Consider the following 22,570-nt stretch of genomic DNA (forward strand, 5'->3'; position numbering starts at 1 on the left):
GACGCAGCGGAACCTTCCCTCAGCCTGCCGGCGTGACGAGCCGTTCGAGCTCGGGCCGGCTCGGCAGGTCTGAGGGGGCGAACCGCGCGACCTCGCCGAGCCGGACGTAGTAGAAGGCCCCCGACACCTTCTCGACGGGCAGGCCCATGAGCTCGGCGAACGCGAGCCGGTAGACCGCGAGCTGTAGCGGGTCCGCCGTGGCCTGCCGGTTGGTCTTCCAGTCGACGACCTCGTACGACGGGTCGTCGGGCGTGCCGGTGGAGAACACCGCATCGATCCGTCCGATGACCTGCTGCCCGGCGAGCACGAGGGAGAACGGCGCCTCGATGGCGAAGGGCACCGCGTCGGCGAACGGCCCCGTCCGGAACAGCTCGATGACCTCGTCGAGCTCCTCGTCCGACCTGAGGTCGGCATCGCCCGCGCCGGGCAGGTCCGACGGGTCGAGCAGGGGAAGCTGGCCGAAGTAGGCCTCGACCCAGGCGTGGAACCGGGTGCCGAAGCGGGCCGCGGTGGAGGGCTGGCGCGGCATGGGTCGGGCGAGAGCGCGGGCGAAGCCGGGCTCGTCCTGGGCGAGGGACAGGACCGAGGTGGCCGAGACCGTGGGCGGCAGGTCGACGACACGCTCGAGCCGCGCCGCGGTCTCGGCCTCGCGCAGGAGGAGCTCGACGTCGTCCTCGAGCTGCTGCAGCTCCTCGTCGAGCGGGAGCGGCAGGTCCGACGGCGACTCGAGCTCGGCTCGCACGAGGGCAGCGAGACGGTGCCGGGCCTCCAGGCGGGGCGCCGGTGCCGGCCAGGGCACACCGTCGACCTGCACGAGCAACGGGTTGGTGGCGTCGTCCTCGGGCTGCGGCGCCCAGTGGACGGGTGAGCCGCCCTGCTCCTCCAGCCACGCGCGGGTGTTCTCGAGGAAGGCCGACGGTCCGCGGAACTTCTGCTGCGTGCGTCCCCACCAGTGGCCGGTGACCACGAGCCGGGTGCGGGCCCGGGTGTAGGCGACGTAGCCCAGCCGGAGCTCCTCGAGCCGGGACTCGTGCCTGATGGCCGCCTTGAAGGCCGTGAGGTCGGCTGCCGACCAGCTGGCCAGCTCCGGCAGGGTGGCGTGGTCTCCACGCAGCGGCCACGGGAGGGTGTCGGCCGTCGTGGTCCAGTTGGGTCGCGACCGCGCCCCGGGGAAGACGTCCTTGGTGACGAGCGGGACGAACACGATGTCCCACTCCAGCCCCTTGGACTTGTGGATGGTGAGCAGCTTGACCGAGTCGGCCTCGGTGGGGGTGGACACCTCGAGACCCTCGTTGAAGTCGTCCTCGGCCCGCAGGTAGGCCACGAGACCACCGAGCGAGGCGTAGCGGTCGGTCTCGCCGTACGCGGCGACGGCGTCGAGGAACAGCGCGAGGTTGTCCGAGCCGCCCGTGACGTGGGAGGCCTCGAGCTCGATGTCGAGGTCGAGGGCGCGGACGGCCCGCCGGGCCAGCTCGAGCAGCGGGTCGGCGACGTGGGCGCGGACGGTGCGGATGATGCGGGCGAGGTCGGTGAACCGCCGCCGGGCCTCGGGCGAGTACCCGAGCTCGCCCAGGTCGTCGAGGGCGTCGGCCAGCGAGACGATCTCGGTGGGGTCGGTGCCCTCGACCGCACGGCTCAGCTCCTCGGCGAGGGTGGCTTCCTCGTCGCGGCCGAAACGGCGGCCGCTGAGCGAGGCGGCCCGGCGTCCGAGCAGCGCCAGGTCGCGAGGACCGACAGCGAAGCGTGGACCGGTGAGCAGACGCAGCAGCGACGGGTTGGCGGTGATGTCGTCGACGACCTCGAGCAGCGCGAGGACGTCGGACACCTCCGGCTGGTCGAGGAGACCGGTGAGTCCGACGATCTCGAAGGGGACGTCGCGGCGGCGCAGCTCCTGCACGATGGCGCCGTTCTCGCGGGTGACGCGTGCCAGCACGGCGATCTCGCGCCACGGCGTGCCGGCCTCGTGGGCCTCGATGATGCCCTGCACGACGGCGTCGATCTCCTCCTGCACCGTCTCGTGCAGGGCGACGTCGACCTGACCGACCGACCGGACCGCCGAGACGAGCGGCTGGACGACCTCGGAGGTGGCGTAGAACTCGGCGGCGAGCCGGTTGGCGGCGCCGATGATCTCGGGTGCGCACCGCCGGGTCTCCACGAGCGAGAAGTGCCGACCCTCTCCCCCGCCGGAGAACTCCCGCACGAAGTTCTCGAGGTTGCCCGTGGCCGCGCCGCGCCAGCCGTAGATGCCCTGGGCGGGGTCGCCGACGGCCGTGGCCGGATGGCCGCCGAACAACGCGTGGAGCAGGTCGCGCTGGGCCACCGAGGTGTCCTGGTACTCGTCGAGGAGCACGACGTCGAAGCGCTCGCGCAGGGCCTCGGCCACCCCGGGCTGCTGCGCCAGGCGCGCGCCCCAGGCCATCTGGTCCGAGAAGTCCATGACCCCGTCGCTCAGCTTGGCGGCCCGGTACCGGTCGACGAGGTGGCTGAGCTCGATGCGCTTGCGCGCGGCAGCGGCCGCCGCCTTGGCCCCGGCCGAGGGCTTGGCGTCGGACAGGGCGTCGACGATGGTGGCGAGGGAGTCCTCGCGCAGCTCCTCGGTGCTGACGAGGTGCTCGGACAGCTGGCCGTCGAGGTTCATGGCCTGGGTGACGAGGGTGGGGACGTAGGTGCTGAGCTCGGCGAGGTCGCCCTCGTAGGTCTCCACGACCCGCGCCATGCGCTGGAACCGCGAGGCGTCCGTGACGATGCGCAGGTCGGGCTCGACCCCCAGGCGCAGGCCGTGCTCGGCGATGAGCTGACCGGCGAAGGCGTGGTACGTGGAGGTGGTGGGGACGGAGTCGAGCTCGACCCCGAGGAGCTCGAGGCTGCGCCGGATGCGGACGCCCAGCTCGGCCGCGGCCTTGTTGGTGAAGGTGAGACCGAGGATGCGCTCGGGGGCGACGCCGTCGTGGCCCACGAGCCACACGACGCGGGCCGCCATGACCGTGGTCTTGCCCGATCCGGCGCCGGCGATGATGGCGCCGGTGCCCTCGAGCGGCGCCGTGATGGCGTCGAGCTGCGGCCGGCTGAACGGGATGTCGAGGAGCTCGGACAGGTGTTCCTCGGAGCGGATCATGCTCATGCGCCGTCTCCCTCGCCGCGCCCGAGGATGCTCGAGCCCTCGTCCTTGGCCGGACACACGTGGGTGAACGCGCAGTACTTGCAGGCCGTCTCGGACACCGTGGCCACGAAGCGCTCGTCGACGATGGTGCGCACGCTGGAGCTCAGGTGCTCGACGGCGAAGAAGGGGACGTCGGGCGTGGGGGCGAGCTGCGGCTGGACCTTGGGGCGGCTCGGGTTCTTCTTGTCCGCCTCGCGCAGCTGCACGAGCTCGGCGCCGCCGGGCCGTCCGCCGTCGGGCGCGTCGGGGACGGCGCCGTGCTGCACCACGAGCTGGTAGAGCCCCAGCTGGGCGTGCTCGGCGATGGACTTGTCCGACGGCGGGTTCTTGGAGGTCTTGAGGTCGATGACGTGGACAGCACCGTCGGCATCGACCTCGACCCGGTCCATGGAGCCGCTCAGGTGGACCGCGCGGCCCTCGACCTCGAGGTCGACCTCGAAGGGGTGCTCGGCGGCGAGCACCGTGCGGGGGTTGGACCGGTGCCAGTCGGCGAAGCGGCCGAGAGCCTCGACGGCGGCGGCCTTCTCCCGGCGACCGATCCAGGGTGCGTACTCCAGCTGGCTCCAGACGTCCTCGAGGTGGGCCGCCAGGTGGGAGGGCTCCGGATCGACGCCGTGCGCGACGACGTCGGCCGCGATGGCATGGACGATGGAGCCGAAGCCCTGGGCCGACGACGTGCCGCGGCCACCGCGGGCCTCGTGGTCGAGGAACCACTGCAACGGGCAGGACGTGAGCGAGGAGACCTGGCTGCCCGAGAGCCGTAGGGGCTGGTCGGGGTCCCGCACGGGGACGGCGGACTCGGTGCGCTCGGCCAGGCCCCACCAGCGGTCGGGGTGGGCCGGGCGGCCGGCCGGGTGCTGGGCGAGCCGGGCCAGGAGCGAGGCCACGCGCTGCTGCACGGCGTCGTCGGAGGTGGACTCGCCCAGTCGACGCAGGGCCGCCACGGCGCTGCGCAGCGAGAGCGCTCGGTGGGGACGGCCCTCCGCCTCGGGCAGGGCGAGCGTGGGCGAGCCGATGACGTGGGCGTGCAGCTCGGCGAGGAAGCGCGAGGGCTGGTCGCCGTCGTCGGCGGTGGTGCGGACGGCCGTGACCAGGAGGCGCGACCTCGTGCGGGTGCAGGCGACGTAGAAGAGGCGACGCTCCTCGGCCACGGCCGAGCGAGGGGACGGCGCCGGCCCGATGCCCTGCGGCGTGATGCGGTCGGGCTGGAGCAGGCTGCTGCGCACCCGGGCGTCGGGCCACTCGCCGTCCTGCACCCCGGCGACGACGACGAGCGGCCACTCCAGCCCCTTGGACCGGTGGGCCGTCATGAGCTGGACGGCCGAGCCGGCGTCGCCCGCCTGGGCGATGCTGTCGGCCGGGATCTCCTGGCTCTGCAGCGCAAGGACGACCTCGGTGACGGACCGCCTGGCCTGGCGCTCCTCGGCCCTGGCCGCCTCGGCGAACAGGGCGCACAACGCGTCGAGGTCGTGGTGGGCCCGCGCCGAGCCCTCGCCGTCGGCCTCGGCCTCCTCCTGGAGGCGCCGCGGCCAGGAGGTGCCTGACCACAGCGTCCACAGCACCTGCTCGGCCGACTCGCCGGCACCGATCTGCTCGGCGGCGCGGGCCAGCAGCACCGCGACCCGGCCCGCGGCGGCGACGGCCTCCCCGGCCGGCCCGTCCTCGGCCAGCGTGCGCAGGAGACCGGGCTGGGCCAACGCCTCGGCCACCAGCACCCGGGACGGCCGGGGCCAGGTGTCGTGGTCGTGCCGACGCAGCACCCGGCCCAGGCGCCGCAGGGAGCCTGCGTCGAGCCCGCCCAGCGGACCGGTGAGCAGGGCCTCGGCCTCAGCCGGGTCGAGCGGACCGCCCTCGTGCAGGGTGTCGGCGGCGTGCAGGGCGGCGATGAGCGTGCGGACCGCGGGCTCGACCGCGAGGGGCAGCTCGTCTCCCGCGACGTCGACCGGCACCCCGGCGGCCTGCAGGGCTCGCTGCAGACGGCTGAGATGGGCCGAGGAGCGCACGAGCACCGCCATGTCGGACCACGGGCGCTGGTGCCGCAGGTGCTGCTCGCGCAGCAGCAGGGCGATGTTCTCGGACTCGGCCGTGGGCGAGACGAACGTCCGCACCTGCACCGCACCGGGGTCCTCGACGGTGGACCGGGGCGAGCGCAGCTGCTCGAACTGCGGTCCGTCGACCGCACCCAGGGCGCCCCGGTTCTCGACGACGGAGCGCACCGCGGCCGCCACGACCGGGCCGTAGCGGTTGGTGCGCTCCAGGGTGATGGTGCGGGCCGGCTCGCCCTGCCGGTCGCGGAAGGCTCCGGGGAAGTCGATGATGCCCCGCACCTCGGCACCGCGGAAGCCGTAGATGGACTGGTACGGGTCGCCCACGACCACGAGGTCGCGGCCGTCGCCCGCCAGGGCCTGCAGGAGCTGGACCTGGAGCGGGTCGGTGTCCTGGTACTCGTCGACGACGACCAGGCGCAGCCGCTCGCGCCAGCGCTGCCGCACGGCCGGGTCGTCGAGCCGGGCGACGGCCTGGAAGATGAGGTCGGTGTGGTCGATGGTGTTGGCCAGGGCGGCGACCGAGGTGAGCTCGTCGAAGAACCGGCCCGCAGCCGCCCAGTCGTCGCGCCCCGTCCGGGCGCCGAGCTCCTCGAGGTCGAGCGCGTCGAGTCCCTGGGCCCGAGCCGCTGCGAGGAGCCGCTGCAGCTCGGTGGCGAGCCCCCGCGTCCTCAGCGCGCTGCGCAGGGGGGCGGGCCACTGCTCCGGGTCCACGCCGGCCAGGACCTCGGCGATCACCGCGTCCTGCTCCGGCGCGCTGAGGAGCCGGATGGGGTCGGTGAAGTCCTGGGCGTCCTGCTCCGAGCGCAGCAGGGCGTAGGCGAAGGAGTGGAAGGTCATGGCCGGTGTGGTGGCCGTGGTGCGCGCCAGGCGCCGCGCGATGCGCGCGCGGACCTCCTGGGCGGCCTTGCGGCTGAAGGTGAGGACGAGCACCTGGTCGGGCGAGAGGCCGCCGGCCTCGATGCGGTCCACCACCAGCTCCACGAGCGTGGTGGTCTTGCCGGCGCCGGGTCCGGCGAGCACGTGCAGGGGGCCACCCTGGGTGGCCACGTGCTCCACGACGGCACGCTGGGAGGGGTCCAGCGCGGGAGGCGTGACGCGCTCGGCGGTGGGCCGTCGCAGTCGGTACTCGGGGGGCACGACTACATCCCAGCAGACCGGTCGGACATCACGGGTCGCGCGGGTTCCAGAGCGCCCGACGCAGGTCGACGTGGCCCCGCACGACGGGGGTGCGCTCCTCGCGCCAGTGCAGCTGCGCGTCGGTCATGAGGTGCGGCGGCAGCGTGCCGTTCGCGCGCACCACCCGCCACCACGTGACGGCCGGCCCGTCCGTGGCCATCACCCGGCCGACCTGGCGCGGACCGCCCTCGCCGAGCAGGTCGGCGATGAGCCCGTACGTGACGACGCGACCCCGGGGAACGGTCTCGACGACGTCGAGCACCCGTTCCCCGAAGTCGCTCATGGGGCCGGCTCAGTACGTGGGCTGGCTGGGGTCAATCTGGTTGACCCAGGCCACCACGCCGCCACCGACGTGCACGGCGTCGGTGTAGCCGGCGCCCTTGAGGACCGCGAGCGCCTCGGCCGAGCGGACGCCCGACTTGCAGTGCAGCACGACCTGCTTGTCCTGCGGCAGCTGGTCGAAGGCCTTGCCGTTGAGGACGTCGCCCTTGGGGATGAGCACCGAGCCGGGGATCTTGTTGATCTCGTACTCGTTGGGCTCGCGGACGTCGACCAGGACGAAGTCGCGGCCACCGTCGGCACGCTCCTTGAGCCAGTGGTCGAGCGTGGCCACCGAGATGGTGGAGTCGGCAGCCGCGTCGGCGGCCTCCTCGCTGATGGCGCCGCAGAAGGCCTCGTAGTCGCCCAGCAGCTCCGTGGGCAGCACACCCTCGGGATCACGACGGATCTTGAGCGTGGAGTACCGCATCTCGAGTGCGTCGTAGACCATGAGGCGGCCGATGAGCGGGTCGCCGATGCCGGTGATGAGCTTGATGGCCTCGGTGACCATGATCGAGCCGATGGACGCGCACAGCACGCCCAGCACTCCGCCCTCGGCGCACGACGGGACCATGCCCGGCGGCGGCGGCTCGGGGTAGAGGTCGCGGTACTGCGGGCCCTCCTGGGCCCAGAAGACGCTGACCTGGCCCTCGAAGCGGTAGATGGAGCCCCAGACGTAGGGCTTGCCGAGGATCACGGCGGCATCGTTGACGAGGTAGCGCGTGGCGAAGTTGTCGGTGCCGTCGACGATGAGGTCGTACTGGCTGAAGATCTCCAGCACGTTGTCGTTGTCGAGACGCTCGTTGTGCACGATCGTCTTGACGTACGGGTTGGTCTCGGCCACCGACGCCGCGGCCGACTCGGCCTTGGGCTTGTCGATGTCGGACTGGCCGTGGATGATCTGGCGCTGCAGGTTGGACTCGTCGACGACGTCGTCGTCGATGATGCCCAGCGTGCCCACGCCGGCCGCGGCGAGGTACAGCAACGCGGGCGAGCCGAGGCCGCCGGCGCCGATCACGAGGACCTTGGCGTTCTTCAGGCGCTTCTGGCCGGTCATGCCGACGTCGGGGATGATGAGGTGCCGGCTGTAGCGACGGACCTCGTCGATCGTCAGCTCGTCGGCGGGTTCAACCAGGGGGGCGACCACGGTGTTCTCCTCGGAAGTCGGGTCAGGCGTGTACCGATCACAACGCCACTGCTGCCTCCCATTGTTCCCCGGACCCGCGGAACCCGGCCGAGGCTGTTCACTGCGCGGACACCCCTCATCCCCGCGTCGTCCAGCGGCCCCCCGCCCGCGCCCGCTACGGTGTCCGGAATCACTCCACTCGGACGGAGCCGCCATGGCACTGGAACGCTCGCAGGTCGTCGCATCGCAGGACACCTCCCACGGCGTGGGGCACGACTACGTGAAGGGCTCGCCGCACCTGCGGCACGACCGGCTGCGGCACATGGTGGAGCACCGGCTCGACCGTCTGGTGCGCGACACCATCGAGCGCACGGGCTCCTGCCACGTCCTCGAGATCGGCGCGGGGCACGGCACCTTCACCGACACGCTCGTGGCCGCGGGCGCCCGCGTCACCGTCACCGAGGTGAGCGAGGCGAGCGCCGAGCTGCTCACCGCCCGCTACAAGGACGTCGAGACCGTGGAGGTCTTCCACGACACCACGGGCGAGTCCGTCTTCGACCTGGACCGGACGTTCGACGCCGTCACCTGCATCGCGCTCCTGCACCACATCCCCGACTACGTCTCCTTCGTCGAGCGGCTCGCCACCATGGTGGCCACCGACGGCTGGTTCTACTGCGTCCAGGACCCCACCTACTACCCGCGGCGCTCGTGGGTGACCCGGGTCCTCGACCGCGGCACCTACTTCGTGTGGCGACTCGCCCAGGGCGAGGTCCGACGCGGTCTCGCCACGCGGTGGCGCCGCCTGCGCGGACAGTGGTCCGAGACGGAGGCCTCCGACCTCGTGGAGTACCACGTCGTGCGCGACGGGGTCGACGAGCTGGCCGTCGAGACCGCCCTGCGACCGCTGTTCGACGACGTCGACCTGTTCACCTACTGGTCCACCCAGAGCCCGGTCTTCCAGCGCATGTTCCAACGTCTCGACCCGCCGAGCGAGTTCGGCGTCGCGGCCACGGGCCGCCACGCCTGACGGCCTGGGCACGGCGCCCCGCGCGCCGTCGTCGGCGCCGACTAGGCTGACCAGGTGAGCGACACCCTTCCCCAGCGGCAGCGTCCCGGCCGACTCCCGCGCAGCGCTCGTCGGGCCCAGCTGCTGGAGGTGGCCCTCGAGGTGTTCGTGGAGCAGGGCTACCACGCCGCCTCCATGGACGAGATCGCCGAGCGCGCCGGCGTCTCCAAGCCCGTCGTGTACCAGCACTTCCCCGGCAAGCTCGACCTCTACCTGGCGCTCATCGAGACCTCGTGCGAGACCATCGTCACCGGCGTCCGCGAGGCGCTGTCCTCCACGTCGGACAACCGCCGACGGGTCGGCGCGGTGATGGACCTGTGGTTCGCCTACGTCGCCGACGAGGGTGCGGCCTTCCGCCTCGTCTTCGAGTCCGACCTCACCAACGACCCCACCGTCCGTGAGCAGGTCGACCGGGTCATCAACGAGTCCGCCGCCGCGATCGCCGAGGTCATCGGCGAGGACACCGGCCTGCCCACCGAGGCGGCCCACCTCCTCGCCCTGGGCCTCGTGGGCATGGGCCACTTCGGGGCCCGCAACTGGCTCACGTCGGCCTCCTCGCTCAGCAAGGACGACGCCACCCGCCTGGTCGGTAACCTGGCCTGGCGGGGCATCGGCGGGTTCCCGCGAGAAGACCAGCCCCAGCACGACACGAACCAAGGAGAAGAGTGACCATGGAGGTCAAGATCGGCGTGCAGAACGCCGCCCGTGAGCTGTCCGTCGAGACCGACGCCGAGCCCGACACGGTGCTCGAGCAGCTCCAGCAGTCCATCAAGGACGAGGTCGTCTTCAGCCTCACCGACGACAAGGGCCGCACCGTCGCGGTCCCGGCCGACAAGGTCGCCTACCTGTACTTCACCGCCGACGCGGGCCGCAAGGTCGGTTTCGGGCTCGTCCCCAGCAAGAGCTGACCAGCAGCAGCCGGACGGCACGCAGGACGACGCATCGAGGTGGCCGCGGCCACCTCGGGGCGTCGTCCTTCGTCGTCCTGGCTCAGGCCGCGAGGCCGAGGCGCTCCATGCGCTCGGTGTGGGCCTCGGTGATGCGCGTGAACATGCGCCCGATGGCGGTGAGATCCATGCCGGGGTGGTCGACGCCGCCCACCAGCACGGCGCTCAGGGCGTCGCGCTCGGCCACGAGGCGCTGCGCCTGGCTGAGGGCCTCGCCCATGAGCCGCCGGCCCCAGAGCGCGAGCCGCCCACCCACGCGGTGGTCGGCCACGATGGCCGAGCGCACCGCGTCGACCACGAAGTCGGAGTGGCCGGTGCCGCTCATGGTCTCCACGACGAGCGTGCGGGTGTCGGGGTCCAGGTACGCCGAGACCTCGCGGTAGAAGTCGGCGGCGAGGCCGTCGCCCACATACGCCTTGACGAGTCCCTCGAGGAAGTCGGCCGGCCGGGTCTTGGCGTGGAAGTCGTCGAAGGTGCGCCGGAACGGCTCCATGGCCTCGAAGGGGTCCTCCCCCAGCTCCACGAGCCGGTCGCGCAGCTTCACGAAGTGGTCGAACTCCGCGTTGGCCATCTCACCGACCTCCACCGAAGACCTCAGGTCGGGCGCCATCATGGCGTCCTCGACGAGCCGGTAGCAGGCCGTGACCTCGCCGTAGGCGAGCACGCCGAGCAGCTCGACGATGCCCGTCCGGTACGTCGGGTCGTCGAGCGCGGAGGGGGTGCGAGCTGCGTCATCGGCCATGTCGCGCAGCGTAGCGCGGGATCCCGGTGGCCCTGCGGATAGACTGACCCCCAATGACTACCTTCAGAGATCTCGGCGTGCAGCCTGAGATCGCCGACGCGCTCGAGTCCGTCGGCATCACCGAACCCTTTCCCATCCAGGAGATGACGCTGTCGGTCGCCCTCGCAGGCACCGACCTCATCGGCCAGGCGCGCACCGGGACGGGAAAGACCTTCGCCTTCGCGATCCCCGTCATCCAGCGCACCGTCGCGCCGCACGACCCGGCGTTCCAGGAGATGGCACGCCCCGGAAAGCCGCAGGCCCTCATCATCACGCCCACGCGTGAGCTCACGATCCAGGTCTTCCGCGACATCCAGACGGCGTCGGCCAACAGCGGCACCCGCAACCTCGTGATCTACGGCGGCGTGCCCTACGAGCCGCAGCTCGAGGCGCTGTCCACCGGCGTCGAGATCGTGGTGGGCACCCCCGGCCGCGTGCTCGACCTCGCCAACCGCGGTGCGCTCGACCTGTCGCAGGTGAAGTCCGTCGTGCTCGACGAGGCCGACGAGATGCTCGACCTGGGCTTCCTGCCCGACGTCGAGTCCATCCTGTCCAAGACGCCCGACTCGCGCCAGACGCTGCTCTTCTCGGCCACCATGCCGGGCGCCATCGTGAGCCTCGCGCGCAAGCACATGAGCCACCCCATGAACATTCGGGCGGAGTCCCACGAGGACACCCAGATGGTGCCCACCACGGCGCAGTTCGTGTGGCAGGCCCACGACATGGACAAGCCCGAGGTCGTGGCCCGCATCCTGCAGGCCGACGACGTCGGACGCGTCATCGTCTTCACGCGCACCAAGCGCACCGCTCAGCGCGTGGCCGACGACCTCGCCGACCGTGGCTTCCCCGCGTCGCCGCTGCACGGCGACATGGCGCAGACGGCCCGCGAGAAGGCGCTCCAGCGCTTCCGCGACGGCAAGATCAACATCCTCGTGGCCACCGACGTCGCGGCCCGCGGCATCGACGTCGCCGGCATCACGCACGTCATCAACTACAACTGCCCCGAGGACCACAAGACCTACGTGCACCGCATCGGCCGCACGGGTCGCGCCGGCGCCTCGGGCATCGCGGTCACGTTCGTCGACTGGGCCGACCTGCAGCGCTGGAAGCTCATCAACAAGGAGCTCGACCTGCCGTTCGACGAGCCGCAGGAGACGTACTCCACCTCCGAGCACCTCTTCCACGACCTCGGCATCGACCGCAACGTCAAGGGTCGCCTGAAGCCGCCGTCGCCCAAGGAGGACAAGCCTCGCGAGGGCCAGGGCGGTGGCCGCTCCGGCGGTCAGCGCAGTGGGGGCGGCCAGCGCAACGGCGAGCGCCGTTCCGGTGGCGAGCGCCAGGGTGGAGCCGAGCGTCGCTCCGGCGGCGACCGACCGCAGGGCGAGGCGGTCAAGGCCTCCGAAAACGGCGAGGGCGGCGCGAGCAAGAGCCGCAACCGCCGTCGTCGCAGCCGCACGCGCAGCGGCGAGACGGTCAAGCCCGCCGAGTAGGCACCAGACACGGAGGCTTCGGCAGGCTCAGCAGACAGAGCCTGCCGAGGCCTTTTTCTGTGCCCGACCGCGGGTCAGGCCGTGACGACGACCTTGGTCCCCACCGGAGCGAAGTCCCACAGCGCCTTGGCGTCGTCGGGCCACTGCCGCACGCACCCCGACGAGAGCGGGGTGCCCAGCTGGGCCTTGGTCTGCTCGAGGACACCGTCGTTGTCGCGCGGCACCGAGTGGAACCCGATGGGGGCGTTCTTGCCCTGGGTGAAGCGCACGAACCACTTCATGGTGCCGGAGTAGTCGAACGCCGTGGCCTGCTCGGTGCGGGACTGGACGGCGTACGTGCCGGGATCGAGGTTGTCGTACCTGCTCCCCGAGGCGAGGTAGGTGCGCTCGACCTTGCCGGAGTCACCGATGAGCCACACGCGCTGCTTGGACTCCGAGAACACGATCCGACGCCCGTCGCCCGAGCCCTCGGGCAGGGCGGTGGCGGCCTTGGCCACCTCGGCCTGCAGCGCACGGTCGGCGACGGCCGTGGCGACGGCCTGCGTCTGGGCCTCGAGCCGCACGGACTCCAGCGCGGAGGTGCCGGAGACGCTGGCGTCGGCAGCGCCGCCGCGTACCTGGCCGACGAGCGCGACCGACCCGATGACGAGGGTCAGCGCGAACGCGCCCGCCAGTGCGCCGGCCCGGCGCCGGTTGGCGCGGACCTGGCGGTGCGAAGGACGGGTGCGGGGTGCCACGGGTCGAGTCTACCGAGCGGCGCTGGTCTGTCAGGGACCCGGCGACGTCGGTCAGTCGCCGAGGAGTCCGGCGGCCAGCTGACGGTACGCGTCGGCACCCTTGTGGGTGCGGCTCGTCCCGAGGATGCTGCGACCGATGGCCGGGGCCTCGGCGAACCGGATCGACTTGGGGATGGCCGGCTCCAGCACCGGGAGGTCGTACGTCTCCTGGATGGCCTCGAGGACGGCGCGGGCGTGGTTGGTGCGCCCGTCGTACATCGTGGGGAGCACCCCCCAGATCTCGAGCTCGGAGTTGATGAACTGCTTGACGTCGTGGACGGTGTCGAGCAGCTGGCCCACGCTGCGGTGCGCGAGCGTCTCGGCCTGCAGTGGGATGAGCACCTTCTGGGACGCCGAGAGGGCACCCACCGTGAGCACGCCGAGCGTGGGCGGGCAGTCGATGAGGATCCAGTCGTAGTCGTCGGCCACCTTGTCGAGCGCGACCCGGAGCCGCTGCTCGCGGCCCGTGCGGTTGACGAGCGCCTCCTCGGCCTGGGTGACCGTGATGTTGCTCGGCAGCAGGTGCATGCCGTCGTCGGTGACCACGATGGCGTCGTCGGGCTTGGCCTTGCCGAGCAGGACCTCGCCGACCGTGACGTCGACGTCCTCGGGGTCGATGCCGAGCGAGAACGTGAGTCCGCCCTGGGGGTCGAGGTCGACGAGGAGCACGCGCTGCGAACGCTCCGTCAGCGCCGCGCCGAGGGAGGCCACCGTGGTCGTCTTGCCCACGCCGCCCTTCTGGTTCACCACACTGATCGTCGTCGTCACGGGGCCATCATGCCATCGTTCCGACCCGTGGCATGCTGGCGACCATGACGCGCGCCCTGATCACCGGACCCACTGCAGGCATCGGCCACTCCTTCGCCCGCGCGTTGGCCGCACAAGGCCACGACCTGGTGCTCGTGGCCCGCGACGAGCAGCGCCTGGAGGCCATCTCCGCCGAGCTCTCCGCCGAGCACGGCATCGACGTCGAGGTGGTCGTGGCCGACCTCACCGACCCCGAGGCGGTGAGCCGTGTCGAGAACGCCCTCGCCAGCACCGCCAAGCCCGTCGACCTGCTCGTCAACAACGCCGGCGCCTCCCTCGCCGGCTGGTTCGGCACCACCGACATCGCCGACGAGGACCGTCAGCTCGACCTCCTCGTGCGCGCCCCGATGCATCTCATGGACACCGCCATCAAGGTCATGAGCGGACGCGGGCACGGGCAGGTCATCAACGTGGCCAGCGTCGCCGCGTTCACGCCCCGTGGTGCCTACTCGGCCCACAAGGCGTGGCTCGTCAACCTCTCCCAGTGGGCCGACATCCACTACGCCGACGCGGGCGTGCGCGTCATGGCCCTGTGCCCGGGCTTCGTGCGCACCGAGTTCCACCAGCGCGGCGAGATGGACGTCTCGGGCGTCCCCCGCTGGATGTGGCTGAAGTCCGACCGGCTCGTGCGCGACGCCCTCTCCGACCTCGCGAAGGGCAAGCGACTCTCCATCCCCAGCAAGCGCTACAAGGTGCTGAGCACCATCTCGCGCTACGCCCCCGCCCCGCTCGTCGCTCGGGTCGCCAAGCGCGGTCGATGAGCACGCCCACCACCCTGGCCCTGCCCGACGGCGTGGTGCCGACCGCCGTCGACACCTCGCGCGGCTCCTTCGCCGCCCACACCGTCCGCGTGGCCGAGCCGCGCGGCCACGTGCTCCTCGTGCCCGGCTGGACCGGCAGCAAGGAGGACATGACGCAGGTCCTCCCTCTCCTCGCCGCCGCGGGCCTCGACGCCACGGCCTACGACCAGAGGGGCCAGCACGAGACGCCCGGGACCGACCACGACGACTACTCCCTCCACGGCTTCGGTGCCGACGCGGTGGCCGTGGGCCGCGCGGTCTCCTCGACCCCGGCACACCTGCTCGGGCACTCGTTCGGCGGGCTCGTGGCCCAGTGGGCCGTCCTGGCCGATCCCTCGGCGTGGCGCACCCTGAGCCTGCTGTGCACCGGGCCCGGCGCGCTCGGCGACTCCCCCGTCCGGCCGCTGGTCCGGATGGTCGAGGCGTTCGACGAGGACCGGCCGATGCTCGAGATCCACGAGGCGCGCCAGGGTGACGCCCTCGGTGCGTACCCGCCCGGCATCGAGGCCTTCCTCGCCGAGCGCTTCACCAACAACGCCCGGGCCTCGATCCGTGCCATCACCCAGTTGCTCGTCGACGCGCCCGACCGGGTCGACGCCGTGGCGTCGGTCGGCCTGCCCACGTGGGTCGCCCGCGGCGAGCGCGACGACGCCTGGCCCCACGACGAGCAGGACCGCATGGCCCAACGTCTCGGCACCTCCGTCGTGCTCCTCGACGCAGCGCACTCCCCCGGCGTCGAGAACCCCGAAGGTCTCGCCGAGGCCTGGCTCCCGTTCCTCGTGTCGCACTGACGCAGGACGCGGATTCCTCAGGCGCGGTCGCGCTCCGCGAGCAGCCGGTCGACGGCGGCCACGACTCGGGCGGGATCGATCTCGATGTCGGCCAGGATCGCGTTCATGGGCGAGCCGGGGCCGTACCGGGAGACGTCGCCGTCGACGAGGTACTCGTACCGGGCGCCCGGGATGCACCGGGTGATCGACCAGTAGCACTGGTTGACGTACGAGGCCGTGAAGAGCTCGAGGACCGTGACGCCGGCCGGCGCGAAGAGCACGTTGGTCAGGGCCGCTCCGTGGGGGCCGACGATGATCTCGGCCGCGGAGAAGACGTCGATCTGCTCCTGCGGAGAGAGCCCGCCGGGCTCGACCTTCTCGAACCCACGGGCCTCGAGGAGCTCCCAGAGCTCGTCCTCGCGGACGACGCGGCGGCTGTTGGGCTGCGTGCCGCGCGTGACGTAGAGGCGACGCGGCCGTGGGTCGGCGGCGGGGCTCGGGCGCAGGTGCTGCCGCACCCAGTCCACGACCGGCTGGGGAGCGATCTCGAGCACGTTGGGGATCGACGGGACGAACAACCGGTCGGCCCGCACCGCGACGTCGGGTCCGTCCTCCACCACGGGGAGATGGCCGTAGCCCGCGATCTCGAGGAGCGTGCGCTGCCAGCCGCGCGCCAGCGGCACCAGGATCGTCGGTGCCTCCTCGGCGCCGGGGACCGAGTCGGCGTAGACGCCCAGGCGCGGCAGGACGTCGGTGAGGAAGTGGTAGTAGTTGGCGCTTCCCCGGGTCGCGAGCACGAGGAGGTCGCCCTCGACGCGCGTCACCTGCGGCAGCCGCCCCTTGAGGTACAGCGGGTGCTCACGCCACGTGGGCGTGCCGAAGTACGGGCTGGTGGTGGCGTCGAGCAGCCCCGAACGGCTGATGACGGCGCCCGTGTCGCCCACCACGGTGCCGTCGGCGATCTCGAGGCAGAACGACGGCGGCACCACGGCGCGGTCGGCCCGCGCGAAGACCCAGTGCCCCGCGGGCTCGCCGGCAGGTGGCTCCCGCACCAGCGGGGCCTCGGGGACCAGCCCGTGCACGACCACGCCGGAGTCGGCGACCTGGGACCAGCCCTCGACCGCCGTCACGGCGCCCCGCGGCACCGCCCGCTCACCCAGGAACGGACGGAACCGACGCGCGACGAGGCCGACGGCGAACGTCAGGATGCGGTGGGCGCGCTTGGCGTAGGGCCAGAGCGGCTGCAGCCGCGGTGGCAGCTTGCTCACGAAGGCGTCAGCGCCGCCGTGTCACGGACGGGGAGCGGGACCGGTCGTCCCACCGCGCGACAACCAGGCCAGGCCGAGGTTGTCGGCGTAGGGCTTGCGGTCGACGACGGTGAGCCCGGCGCGGCCGAAGAAGTCCTCCAGCTCGGCCCAGGAGTGGCCCGGCAGGTTGTGGTACTCGAGCACGACCTTGCTCACGTCGGCCCAGTCGGCCGGGTCGGAGCCGAGCACCATGTCGTACTCGCCGCCCTCGGTGTCGATCTTGACGATGTCGGCCGAGCGGCCGCTCACCGTGAGGGCCTCACGCATGGAGACCGCGGGGACCGAGACGCGCGGGACGTCCTCCTCGTCGAGGTGCAGCACGCCGTTGTGGCCGCTCGCGGCACCGTAATCGGCGATCTCGAGCGTGCCGGCCTCGGCGCGGACGGCGAGGTTGTTGCCGTGGACCCGAGCGGTCTGGCCGTTGAGCTCGATGTTGCGCGTCAGGTAGCCCGACGTCGTGGGCGAGGCCTCGTAGGCGTCGACGCGAGCCTGCGGCAGGAGGTGCGCGGCGGCGACGGAGAAGCAGCCCACGTGGGCGCCGATGTCGAGCACGTTGGCATCGGCACGAAGGTCCTCGGTGAGCCAGTCGAGGCGGTACTCGTCCTCGACCAGGATCTCGTAGACCGGCACGCGGGCGCCTGGCTCGTTGGGGATGACGACGTTGACGCCGTCCTTGATCTTGTACTCGATCTCCGCCGGGCTGCCTGTCACCGCGTGACGAGCGATGGCGCTGAGCACGCCCACGCCGTTGGAGAAGCTCCCCACGGTCTGTCGCACCCGACGCGCAACCAGCTGCGTGCCTCTCGCCATGTCCCCACACCTCACAGATCAGTCGCGGACGAAGCCGCGGGAAGGGCGTCACGAGAGCTCGCACGCCGGGTCGAAGTATATCGATCTCGATCGCTGCTGGAGGCGACACGCAGAACTCGTGCGGCCCGTCACGGCGAAGGTCGTCAGAGGTAGTCGGCCGACTCCTCCACCCCGGTCGCCAGGCGACGCAGGTCGGTCTGGACCATGTCCTTGACCAGGGTCTCGAAGTCCACCATCGGCTGCCAACCGAGCCGTTCCCTCGCCCGGCCGGCGTCGCCGAGCAGGCTCGAGGCCTGGATGGTGCTCCACATGGAGGGCTGCAGGTCGACGTGGTCGAGCGCGTCGTCGCGACCGACCGCCGCGAAGGCCACCTGCAGCATGTCGCGCAGCGTGCGGCTCTCCCCCGTGGCCACGACGTAGTCCGCGGGCGCCTCGTGGTCGAGGGCGGCGACGAGGGCGGTGGCCACGTCGCTCGCCGAGCCCCAGTCGCGCTCCACGTCGAGGGAGCCCAGCGTGATGCGGGCGTCACGACCCAGCGAGACCTCCGCCGCGAGCCGCGCGATGCGCCCCGCCACGAACTGACGTCCGCGGAACGGGCTCTCGTGGTTGAACAGGATCATGCCGCAGCCGAAGACCTCGTGGCGGTCGCGGTACGCGTTGACCGCGTAGTGCGCGGCGCTCTTGGAGACCGCGTAGGGCGTGCGCGGGTCGTGCGCGATGCCCTCCGTCAGCCGGCCGACCGTCTCCGGGCCGAACATCTCCGCGCTCGAGGCCTGGAGGAACCGCGGCGCGAAGCCGACCTCGTCTCGGAAGCGCACGACCTCCTCGAGCATCTCCACGACCGCCACGCTGTTGGTCATCATGACCTCGGTCGCGGCCTGCCAGCTCGCCTGCACCGCGCTGAAGCCGGCGAGGTTGTAGATCGAGCGGGGGCGGTGGCGCCGCAGCAGGGCCGCGAAGCCCTCCACGTCGCGCTGGTCGTGCTCGACGATCTCGACGCCCCCGATGTAGGCCCTCATCCGGTCGACGCTGCGCGACCCGGGCCGGATGGTGCCGACGACCCGCCAGCCGCGTTCCATCAACAGGCGCGACACGTACATGCCGTCCTGCCCGGCCACGCCCGTGACGAGCGCGACCGGCGCGTCGGCCGAGGGCACGACGGCGGCAGGCGCGGAGGCGGAGGACGACACAGGACGCATGGTCTCAACAACGAGCGACTCCTGCCAGCGTGACGGGCCGATCGTCACGAAAGCGTCACGCTGCAGCAGGCCGGGCGTGTCGGACACCCCGTGCGAGGGCCTCCCGGGCCGTCGTCCCGCGCCAGGGCGGGTGTTCCTGCGCACGACCGGCGCGATGTCGTGACGATCGGCGTCACGGCGGGCTAGGGTTTGCGCGTGAACTCCCGCCTCCGCGCCCTCGTCAAGCCCGTCGCGCGCCCTGTCGTGCTCGCCGCCAACACCCCGATCGCCCGACGTCGTGCGCTCCGCGAGCTGGAGACCCAGCCGCGGCCGCTCAAGCTCGAGATCGGCGGCAACGCTCCTCGCGCCGGGTGGTTCGTCACCAACGTCGGCCCGTTCACCAAGCACTACCTCGACGCCACCGCGACGTGGCCGCTCGAGGATGCCTCGGTCTCGTACATCTACTCCGACAACGTCATCGAGCACATCCCGCTCGAGCCGGCCCGCACCCTGTTCGCCGAGGCCTACCGCTGCCTCCAGCCCGGCGGCGCCATCCGGTTCGTGACCCCCGACCTCCGGGCCCACGTGGACCGCTACCTCTCCGGCAAGGCGCCCAAGGGCGATCCCGAGGCCGCCGTGTACGAGGAGAGCGGCCTGACCGTGGAGCACCCGCTCGACTGGGTCCGCATCCCGATCGCGTCGTTCGAGCACTGGATGGGCTACGTCTACGACTACGAGACCCTCGAGGCCGAGCTCCGCCGGGCCGGCTTCACCGACGTCTCGCGGCGTGAGCTGAACGAGAGCCCCCACGCCGAGCTGGCCGGGCTCGACCTGCGCGCGGCCGAGGGTGGCGCACAGATGGCCGTCGAGGCCGTCCGCTGACGATGCGCGTCGCGATCCTCGCCTCCGGCTGGGCCGGCTTCAACGACGCGGCCTGCCGCGAGCTCGCCGCCCGTGGCGTCGAGCTGCTCGTCGTGACCGAGGGCGACGTCGCCGACACCGCCTACGAGAGCCATACCGTCGACGAGTACGCCCGCTCGCACGTCTGGCGCGGCGCGCCGGCGGACGGCGAGATCACCCGGCTCCTGACCGAGTTCGCCCCCGACGCGGTGCTGATGCACTCCTGGCACTACGGCCCCTACCGCGAGGCCATGAAGGCCGTGCCGGCCGGGACCCTGCGCGTGCTGTGGATGGACAACGTCTGGCGCAACGTCCCGAAGCAGTGGATCGGCCGCGCCGTCGCACCGTGGTGGGTGCGCTCGATCTTCGAGGCCGTCATGGTGCCCAGCGACCGCACCGAGTTCTTCGCCCGGCGGCTCGGCTTCGACGAGGGGGAGGTCATCCGCGGCTCCCTCAGCGCCGACACCTCGGTGTTCGGGTCGGAGCCCCGGACGGGCGAGGAGATCGCCGGTCGACGCCGGTTCGTCGCCGCTCTGCGCCTCGTGCACCACAAGGGCGCCGACGTGCTGGCCGCGGCGTACCGCACCTACCGCGAGTCGACGCCCGAGCCGTGGGACCTCGACGTCGCCGGGCTCGGAGAGATGGCTCCGCACTACGACGGGCTGGAGGGGGTACGGATGCTGGGCTTCCAGCAGCCCGCCGAGCTGGCCGAGCTGCTGCGCACGTCGTCGTGCCTCGTGCTCCCCTCACGCATCGACCCCTATGGCGTCGTGCTCCACGAGGCGGCGCTCAGCGGACTGCCCATCGTGACGACCTACCAGGTCGGCGCCGCCCCGTTCTTCGTCCAGGACGGCCAGAACGGCTGGACCGTGCCGAGCGACGACGCGGGCCGGCTCGCCGCGGCCATGAGCCGGATCTCGGGCGCCGGACCCGAGCGCCTCGGCGCGATGTCGGACGTCAGCCGCCACCTCGGCTCCCGGCTCTCGTCCGCCGGGTGGGCCCAGAACATGCACGAGCAGCTGGCCTGGCGCATCGCCGACCTCCGCGCCTGAGGGCGTCGGACGGTCCGGCTAGCGGACCGCGAGGGACGCCACGTTCCGCTGCTCGGCGTCGAGGAACTCCTGCAGCCCCGGCACGTCGATGCGGCTCGTCCGCTTCCCCGTGACGATGTCGAACCTCTCCAGAGCAGGGCTGCCGCCCGTCGTGAGCATGACCAGCTCGCCGCCGGACCACGTCGTCTCGACCCCGGCGTCCTCGTCGGTGTCGGAAGGGTCCGGGAGGACACGAGGCGCGCAGGAGAGCCTGGCGGTCTCGAGGCTCGCTCCGCAGACGTGGCCCGTGCCGTCGACGAAGAAGAGGCGACCCTCGTGGAGGTGGCCCCGCTGGTAGAAGCCCGCTGGGTGGTTTCCCCCGCGAGGGGCCTCGGACTGGGAGGAGGCGGCCCACCGCCGCACCACGGTGCTGCGGTACTTCCCCGTCCTCAGGTCGACGCTCGCGAGGCTCAGCCGCGAGCCGTCCGACGTCCGCACGTCCTCCAGGAACCAGGCACGCCCGGCGGAGGCGAACAGGCGGCTCACCATCGAGAGCCGCTCACCCGTCGGGTCTCCCGCGGTCTTCCACGTCGCGACCTTCCGCGGGCTCCCACCCGGTACCACCGACCACAGCGTGCGCCGCGGCGTCCCCGGGGGTCCCCAGTCGCTCGCACCGAGGACCGCCGTGCCGTCCAGCCCGACCTGACCGGTGGCAGGGAGCGAGCTCCGCGTCCAGGTCCGGCCGTCGTCGGTGGTCTCGACGTCGTCGAGGACCTGCACCACCCGACCGTCGACGATCGACATCGCCTCGGTGTACATCACCCCGCCGTGCCGATGTCGATAGCGGTTCTCGCCGCGCAGCAGGAAGGAGTCGTCCTCCGAGGCCCACGCGACGTCACCGCTCGCGCTCATGGCGATCCTGCCGTTGTCGGCCCAGCCCGTCTGCAGCGTCGTGACGTCGCCCTGCGCGTCGAGGAACGCGATGGAGCCGCCCCTCTGCTGGTCGGCGTTCTTGACGTCGGGATCGATCAGGTACACCGCGGCGACGCTGTCGCGGGTGACCGCAGCGACGTCGAGGGAGTCCCAGGACTCCTGCTCGTCGGCGTCGGAGACCGAGCACCCCGCCAGCACCAGCAGGACCGTCGCCGCAGCGAGCCATCGTTCCGTCACGCCGGACATCCTGGCAGACGGGCGGCCCTCGTCATGGGTCCTCGCGCGGAGCGGGGTCAGCCGAGGAGGCGCTCGAGCTCCTCGGGCGCGGTGAGGTTGGCGCCGAGGCGGAACTGCTCGCTCTTGCCGGTGCCGTGGTAGTCCGACGACCCGGTGACGACGAGCCCCAGCTCCTGCGCGATGCCGCGCAGCGTGGCGCGCGTGGCGTCGGAGTGGTCGTTGTGGTCGACCTCGATGCCGTCGAGGCCGGCCTCCTGCAGCTGGCCGAAGACCGCGGGCGTGAGCACGCGGTCGCTCCCCCGCGACCACGGGTGAGCCACCACCGCGCGCCCGCCGGCCGCCTTGACCAGCTGGACCGCGCGCACGAGCGGAGCCGAGTACCGCTCGACGTACGCCCGGCCGTTCGTGTTGAGCCAGCCGTCGAACGCCTCGTCGCGATCCTTGATGTATCCCTTGGCCACCATGGCGTCGGCGATGTGCGGACGACCCGACGCAGCGGCGTTCCCGGACTGTGCGGCGACCTCCTCGAGCGTGATGGGCATGCCGTGCTCGGCCAGCTTCTCGAGCACCCGCGGCAGGCGGTCGTCGCGACCGCCCAGCACGCGGTCCAGCTCGGCGGTGAGCGCCGCATCGGTCGGGTCGAGCTCATAGCCCAGCAGGTGGACGCTCTCACCCTGGAAGGTCGTGGAGATCTCGATGCCGCGCACGAGCCGGATCCCCACCCGGTCCGCCTCGGCGGCCGCCTCGTCCCAGCCCGTGGTGGCGTCGTGGTCGGTGAGCGCCACGACGTCGAGACCCGCCACCTCGCGAGCGTTGCGGACCAGCTGGGCCGGGCTGTCGGTGCCGTCCGAGCGGTTGGAGTGGGTGTGGAGGTCGATACGCACGGGATCAGGCTAGGACACGCCTGGA

At 72.1% G+C, this 22,570-nt stretch carries 20 protein-coding genes; 8 read left to right on the plus strand and 12 right to left on the minus strand.

Going from position 1 to position 22,570, the window contains the following annotated elements; translation table 11 throughout:
* Positions 1-19 precede the first annotated feature (19 nt).
* The 4 genes from ASD11_RS10345 to moeZ are packed head-to-tail and all read right to left on the minus strand — an operon-like array spanning position 20 to position 7,849.
* The gene (locus ASD11_RS10345; RefSeq protein WP_082554283.1) at positions 20-3,121 is read right to left on the minus strand and encodes an ATP-dependent DNA helicase; all 3,102 of its coding nucleotides are present in this window, start codon (positions 3,119-3,121) and stop codon (positions 20-22) included.
* Positions 3,118-6,345, minus strand: coding sequence for an ATP-dependent helicase (locus ASD11_RS10350; protein WP_056286733.1), 3,228 nt, complete (start codon positions 6,343-6,345; stop codon positions 3,118-3,120). Before ASD11_RS10350 ends, ASD11_RS10345 begins: the two co-directional genes overlap by 4 nt.
* Before the next feature lie 28 nt (positions 6,346-6,373).
* A complete protein-coding gene (locus tag ASD11_RS10355) occupies positions 6,374-6,667 on the minus strand; it encodes an MGMT family protein (RefSeq protein WP_056286737.1) in 294 nt (97 codons plus the stop codon).
* A 9-nt stretch (positions 6,668-6,676) separates the two neighbouring features.
* Positions 6,677-7,849 (minus strand): adenylyltransferase/sulfurtransferase MoeZ, encoded by a 1,173-nt coding sequence (moeZ, locus tag ASD11_RS10360; RefSeq protein ID WP_056286741.1) that lies wholly within the window; start codon positions 7,847-7,849, stop codon positions 6,677-6,679.
* 193 nt (positions 7,850-8,042) lie between these two features.
* Between moeZ and ASD11_RS10365 the strand changes: the two genes are divergently transcribed.
* From ASD11_RS10365 to ASD11_RS10375, 3 genes are read left to right on the plus strand one after another with little or no spacing between them, the layout of a single operon-like run.
* Positions 8,043-8,855, plus strand: coding sequence for a class I SAM-dependent methyltransferase (locus tag ASD11_RS10365; protein ID WP_200940118.1), 813 nt, complete (start codon positions 8,043-8,045; stop codon positions 8,853-8,855).
* Positions 8,856-8,909: 54 nt separating this feature from the next.
* Positions 8,910-9,563, plus strand: coding sequence for a TetR/AcrR family transcriptional regulator (locus tag ASD11_RS10370; protein WP_056286744.1), 654 nt, complete (start codon positions 8,910-8,912; stop codon positions 9,561-9,563).
* A 2-nt stretch (positions 9,564-9,565) separates the two neighbouring features.
* Positions 9,566-9,802, plus strand: a complete 237-nt coding sequence (locus ASD11_RS10375; protein ID WP_056286747.1) for a DUF3107 domain-containing protein — start codon at positions 9,566-9,568, stop codon at positions 9,800-9,802.
* Positions 9,803-9,884: 82 nt separating this feature from the next.
* On the opposite strand, the gene ASD11_RS10380 is transcribed toward ASD11_RS10375, so the two are convergent.
* The gene (locus tag ASD11_RS10380) at positions 9,885-10,583 is read right to left on the minus strand and encodes a ferritin-like fold-containing protein (protein ID WP_056286750.1); all 699 of its coding nucleotides are present in this window, start codon (positions 10,581-10,583) and stop codon (positions 9,885-9,887) included.
* Between the two features lie 53 nt (positions 10,584-10,636).
* Here ASD11_RS10380 and ASD11_RS10385 point away from each other — a divergent pair, with 53 nt between their 5' ends.
* Entirely contained in the window at positions 10,637-12,112 is a 1,476-nt protein-coding gene (locus ASD11_RS10385; RefSeq protein ID WP_056286753.1) for a DEAD/DEAH box helicase, read from the plus strand.
* 74 nt (positions 12,113-12,186) lie between these two features.
* Here ASD11_RS10385 and ASD11_RS10390 read toward each other — a convergent pair whose 3' ends face one another.
* Together ASD11_RS10390 and ASD11_RS10395 are read right to left on the minus strand one after the other, a co-directional pair.
* Positions 12,187-12,849 carry a L,D-transpeptidase gene (locus ASD11_RS10390; protein WP_056286754.1) on the minus strand — a complete coding sequence of 221 codons (663 nt, stop codon included), beginning with the start codon at positions 12,847-12,849 and terminating at the stop codon, positions 12,187-12,189.
* Between the two features lie 51 nt (positions 12,850-12,900).
* Positions 12,901-13,656 (minus strand): ParA family protein, encoded by a 756-nt coding sequence (locus tag ASD11_RS10395; RefSeq protein ID WP_056286758.1) that lies wholly within the window; start codon positions 13,654-13,656, stop codon positions 12,901-12,903.
* A gap of 44 nt (positions 13,657-13,700) precedes the next feature.
* Between ASD11_RS10395 and ASD11_RS10400 the strand changes: the two genes are divergently transcribed.
* Positions 13,701-14,456: an SDR family NAD(P)-dependent oxidoreductase gene (locus ASD11_RS10400; protein ID WP_056288735.1), complete on the plus strand. Its 756-nt coding sequence runs from the start codon at positions 13,701-13,703 to the stop codon at positions 14,454-14,456.
* A complete protein-coding gene (locus ASD11_RS10405) occupies positions 14,453-15,286 on the plus strand; it encodes an alpha/beta fold hydrolase (RefSeq protein ID WP_056286760.1) in 834 nt (277 codons plus the stop codon). The genes ASD11_RS10400 and ASD11_RS10405 overlap by 4 nt, the downstream gene beginning before the upstream one ends.
* A gap of 17 nt (positions 15,287-15,303) precedes the next feature.
* Here the strand turns inward: ASD11_RS10405 and ASD11_RS10410 are convergent, their stop codons facing one another.
* The 3 genes from ASD11_RS10410 to ASD11_RS10420 form a co-directional block, all read right to left on the minus strand.
* Positions 15,304-16,533, minus strand: coding sequence for a glycosyltransferase family 61 protein (locus ASD11_RS10410; protein ID WP_056286763.1), 1,230 nt, complete (start codon positions 16,531-16,533; stop codon positions 15,304-15,306).
* Positions 16,534-16,554: 21 nt separating this feature from the next.
* Positions 16,555-17,382: an FkbM family methyltransferase gene (locus ASD11_RS10415; protein ID WP_082554284.1), complete on the minus strand. Its 828-nt coding sequence runs from the start codon at positions 17,380-17,382 to the stop codon at positions 16,555-16,557.
* Positions 17,383-17,525: 143 nt separating this feature from the next.
* Entirely contained in the window at positions 17,526-18,572 is a 1,047-nt protein-coding gene (locus ASD11_RS10420) for a GDP-mannose 4,6-dehydratase (RefSeq protein WP_162246475.1), read from the minus strand.
* 204 nt (positions 18,573-18,776) lie between these two features.
* Between ASD11_RS10420 and ASD11_RS10425 the strand changes: the two genes are divergently transcribed.
* Positions 18,777-19,442, plus strand: a complete 666-nt coding sequence (locus ASD11_RS10425; RefSeq protein ID WP_056286770.1) for a class I SAM-dependent methyltransferase — start codon at positions 18,777-18,779, stop codon at positions 19,440-19,442.
* Between the two features lie 2 nt (positions 19,443-19,444).
* Positions 19,445-20,512, plus strand: coding sequence for a glycosyltransferase family 4 protein (locus ASD11_RS10430; protein WP_056286771.1), 1,068 nt, complete (start codon positions 19,445-19,447; stop codon positions 20,510-20,512).
* A gap of 18 nt (positions 20,513-20,530) precedes the next feature.
* Here ASD11_RS10430 and ASD11_RS10435 read toward each other — a convergent pair whose 3' ends face one another.
* Together ASD11_RS10435 and ASD11_RS10440 are read right to left on the minus strand one after the other, a co-directional pair.
* Positions 20,531-21,661, minus strand: a complete 1,131-nt coding sequence (locus tag ASD11_RS10435) for a hypothetical protein (RefSeq protein ID WP_156464681.1) — start codon at positions 21,659-21,661, stop codon at positions 20,531-20,533.
* Positions 21,662-21,717: 56 nt separating this feature from the next.
* Positions 21,718-22,545: a PHP domain-containing protein gene (locus tag ASD11_RS10440; protein WP_056286774.1), complete on the minus strand. Its 828-nt coding sequence runs from the start codon at positions 22,543-22,545 to the stop codon at positions 21,718-21,720.
* Positions 22,546-22,570 lie beyond the last annotated feature (25 nt).

Source organism: Aeromicrobium sp. Root495 (genome assembly GCF_001426755.1).
Taxonomy (GTDB): domain Bacteria; phylum Actinomycetota; class Actinomycetes; order Propionibacteriales; family Nocardioidaceae; genus Aeromicrobium.

Bases quoted from the DNA above. Each gene is read 5' to 3' on its own strand.
- ASD11_RS10345 (WP_082554283.1), bottom strand. From the start codon at position 3,121: ATGAGCATGATCCGCTCCGAGGAACACCTGTCCGAGCTCCTCGACATC.
- ASD11_RS10355 (WP_056286737.1), bottom strand. From the start codon at position 6,667: ATGAGCGACTTCGGGGAACGGGTGCTCGACGTCGTCGAGACCGTTCCC.
- ASD11_RS10365 (WP_200940118.1), top strand. From the start codon at position 8,043: ATGGCACTGGAACGCTCGCAGGTCGTCGCATCGCAGGACACCTCCCAC.
- ASD11_RS10375 (WP_056286747.1), top strand. From the start codon at position 9,566: ATGGAGGTCAAGATCGGCGTGCAGAACGCCGCCCGTGAGCTGTCCGTC.
- ASD11_RS10380 (WP_056286750.1), bottom strand. From the start codon at position 10,583: ATGGCCGATGACGCAGCTCGCACCCCCTCCGCGCTCGACGACCCGACG.
- ASD11_RS10385 (WP_056286753.1), top strand. From the start codon at position 10,637: ATGACTACCTTCAGAGATCTCGGCGTGCAGCCTGAGATCGCCGACGCG.
- ASD11_RS10400 (WP_056288735.1), top strand. From the start codon at position 13,701: ATGACGCGCGCCCTGATCACCGGACCCACTGCAGGCATCGGCCACTCC.
- ASD11_RS10405 (WP_056286760.1), top strand. From the start codon at position 14,453: ATGAGCACGCCCACCACCCTGGCCCTGCCCGACGGCGTGGTGCCGACC.
- ASD11_RS10415 (WP_082554284.1), bottom strand. From the start codon at position 17,382: ATGGCGAGAGGCACGCAGCTGGTTGCGCGTCGGGTGCGACAGACCGTG.
- ASD11_RS10430 (WP_056286771.1), top strand. From the start codon at position 19,445: ATGCGCGTCGCGATCCTCGCCTCCGGCTGGGCCGGCTTCAACGACGCG.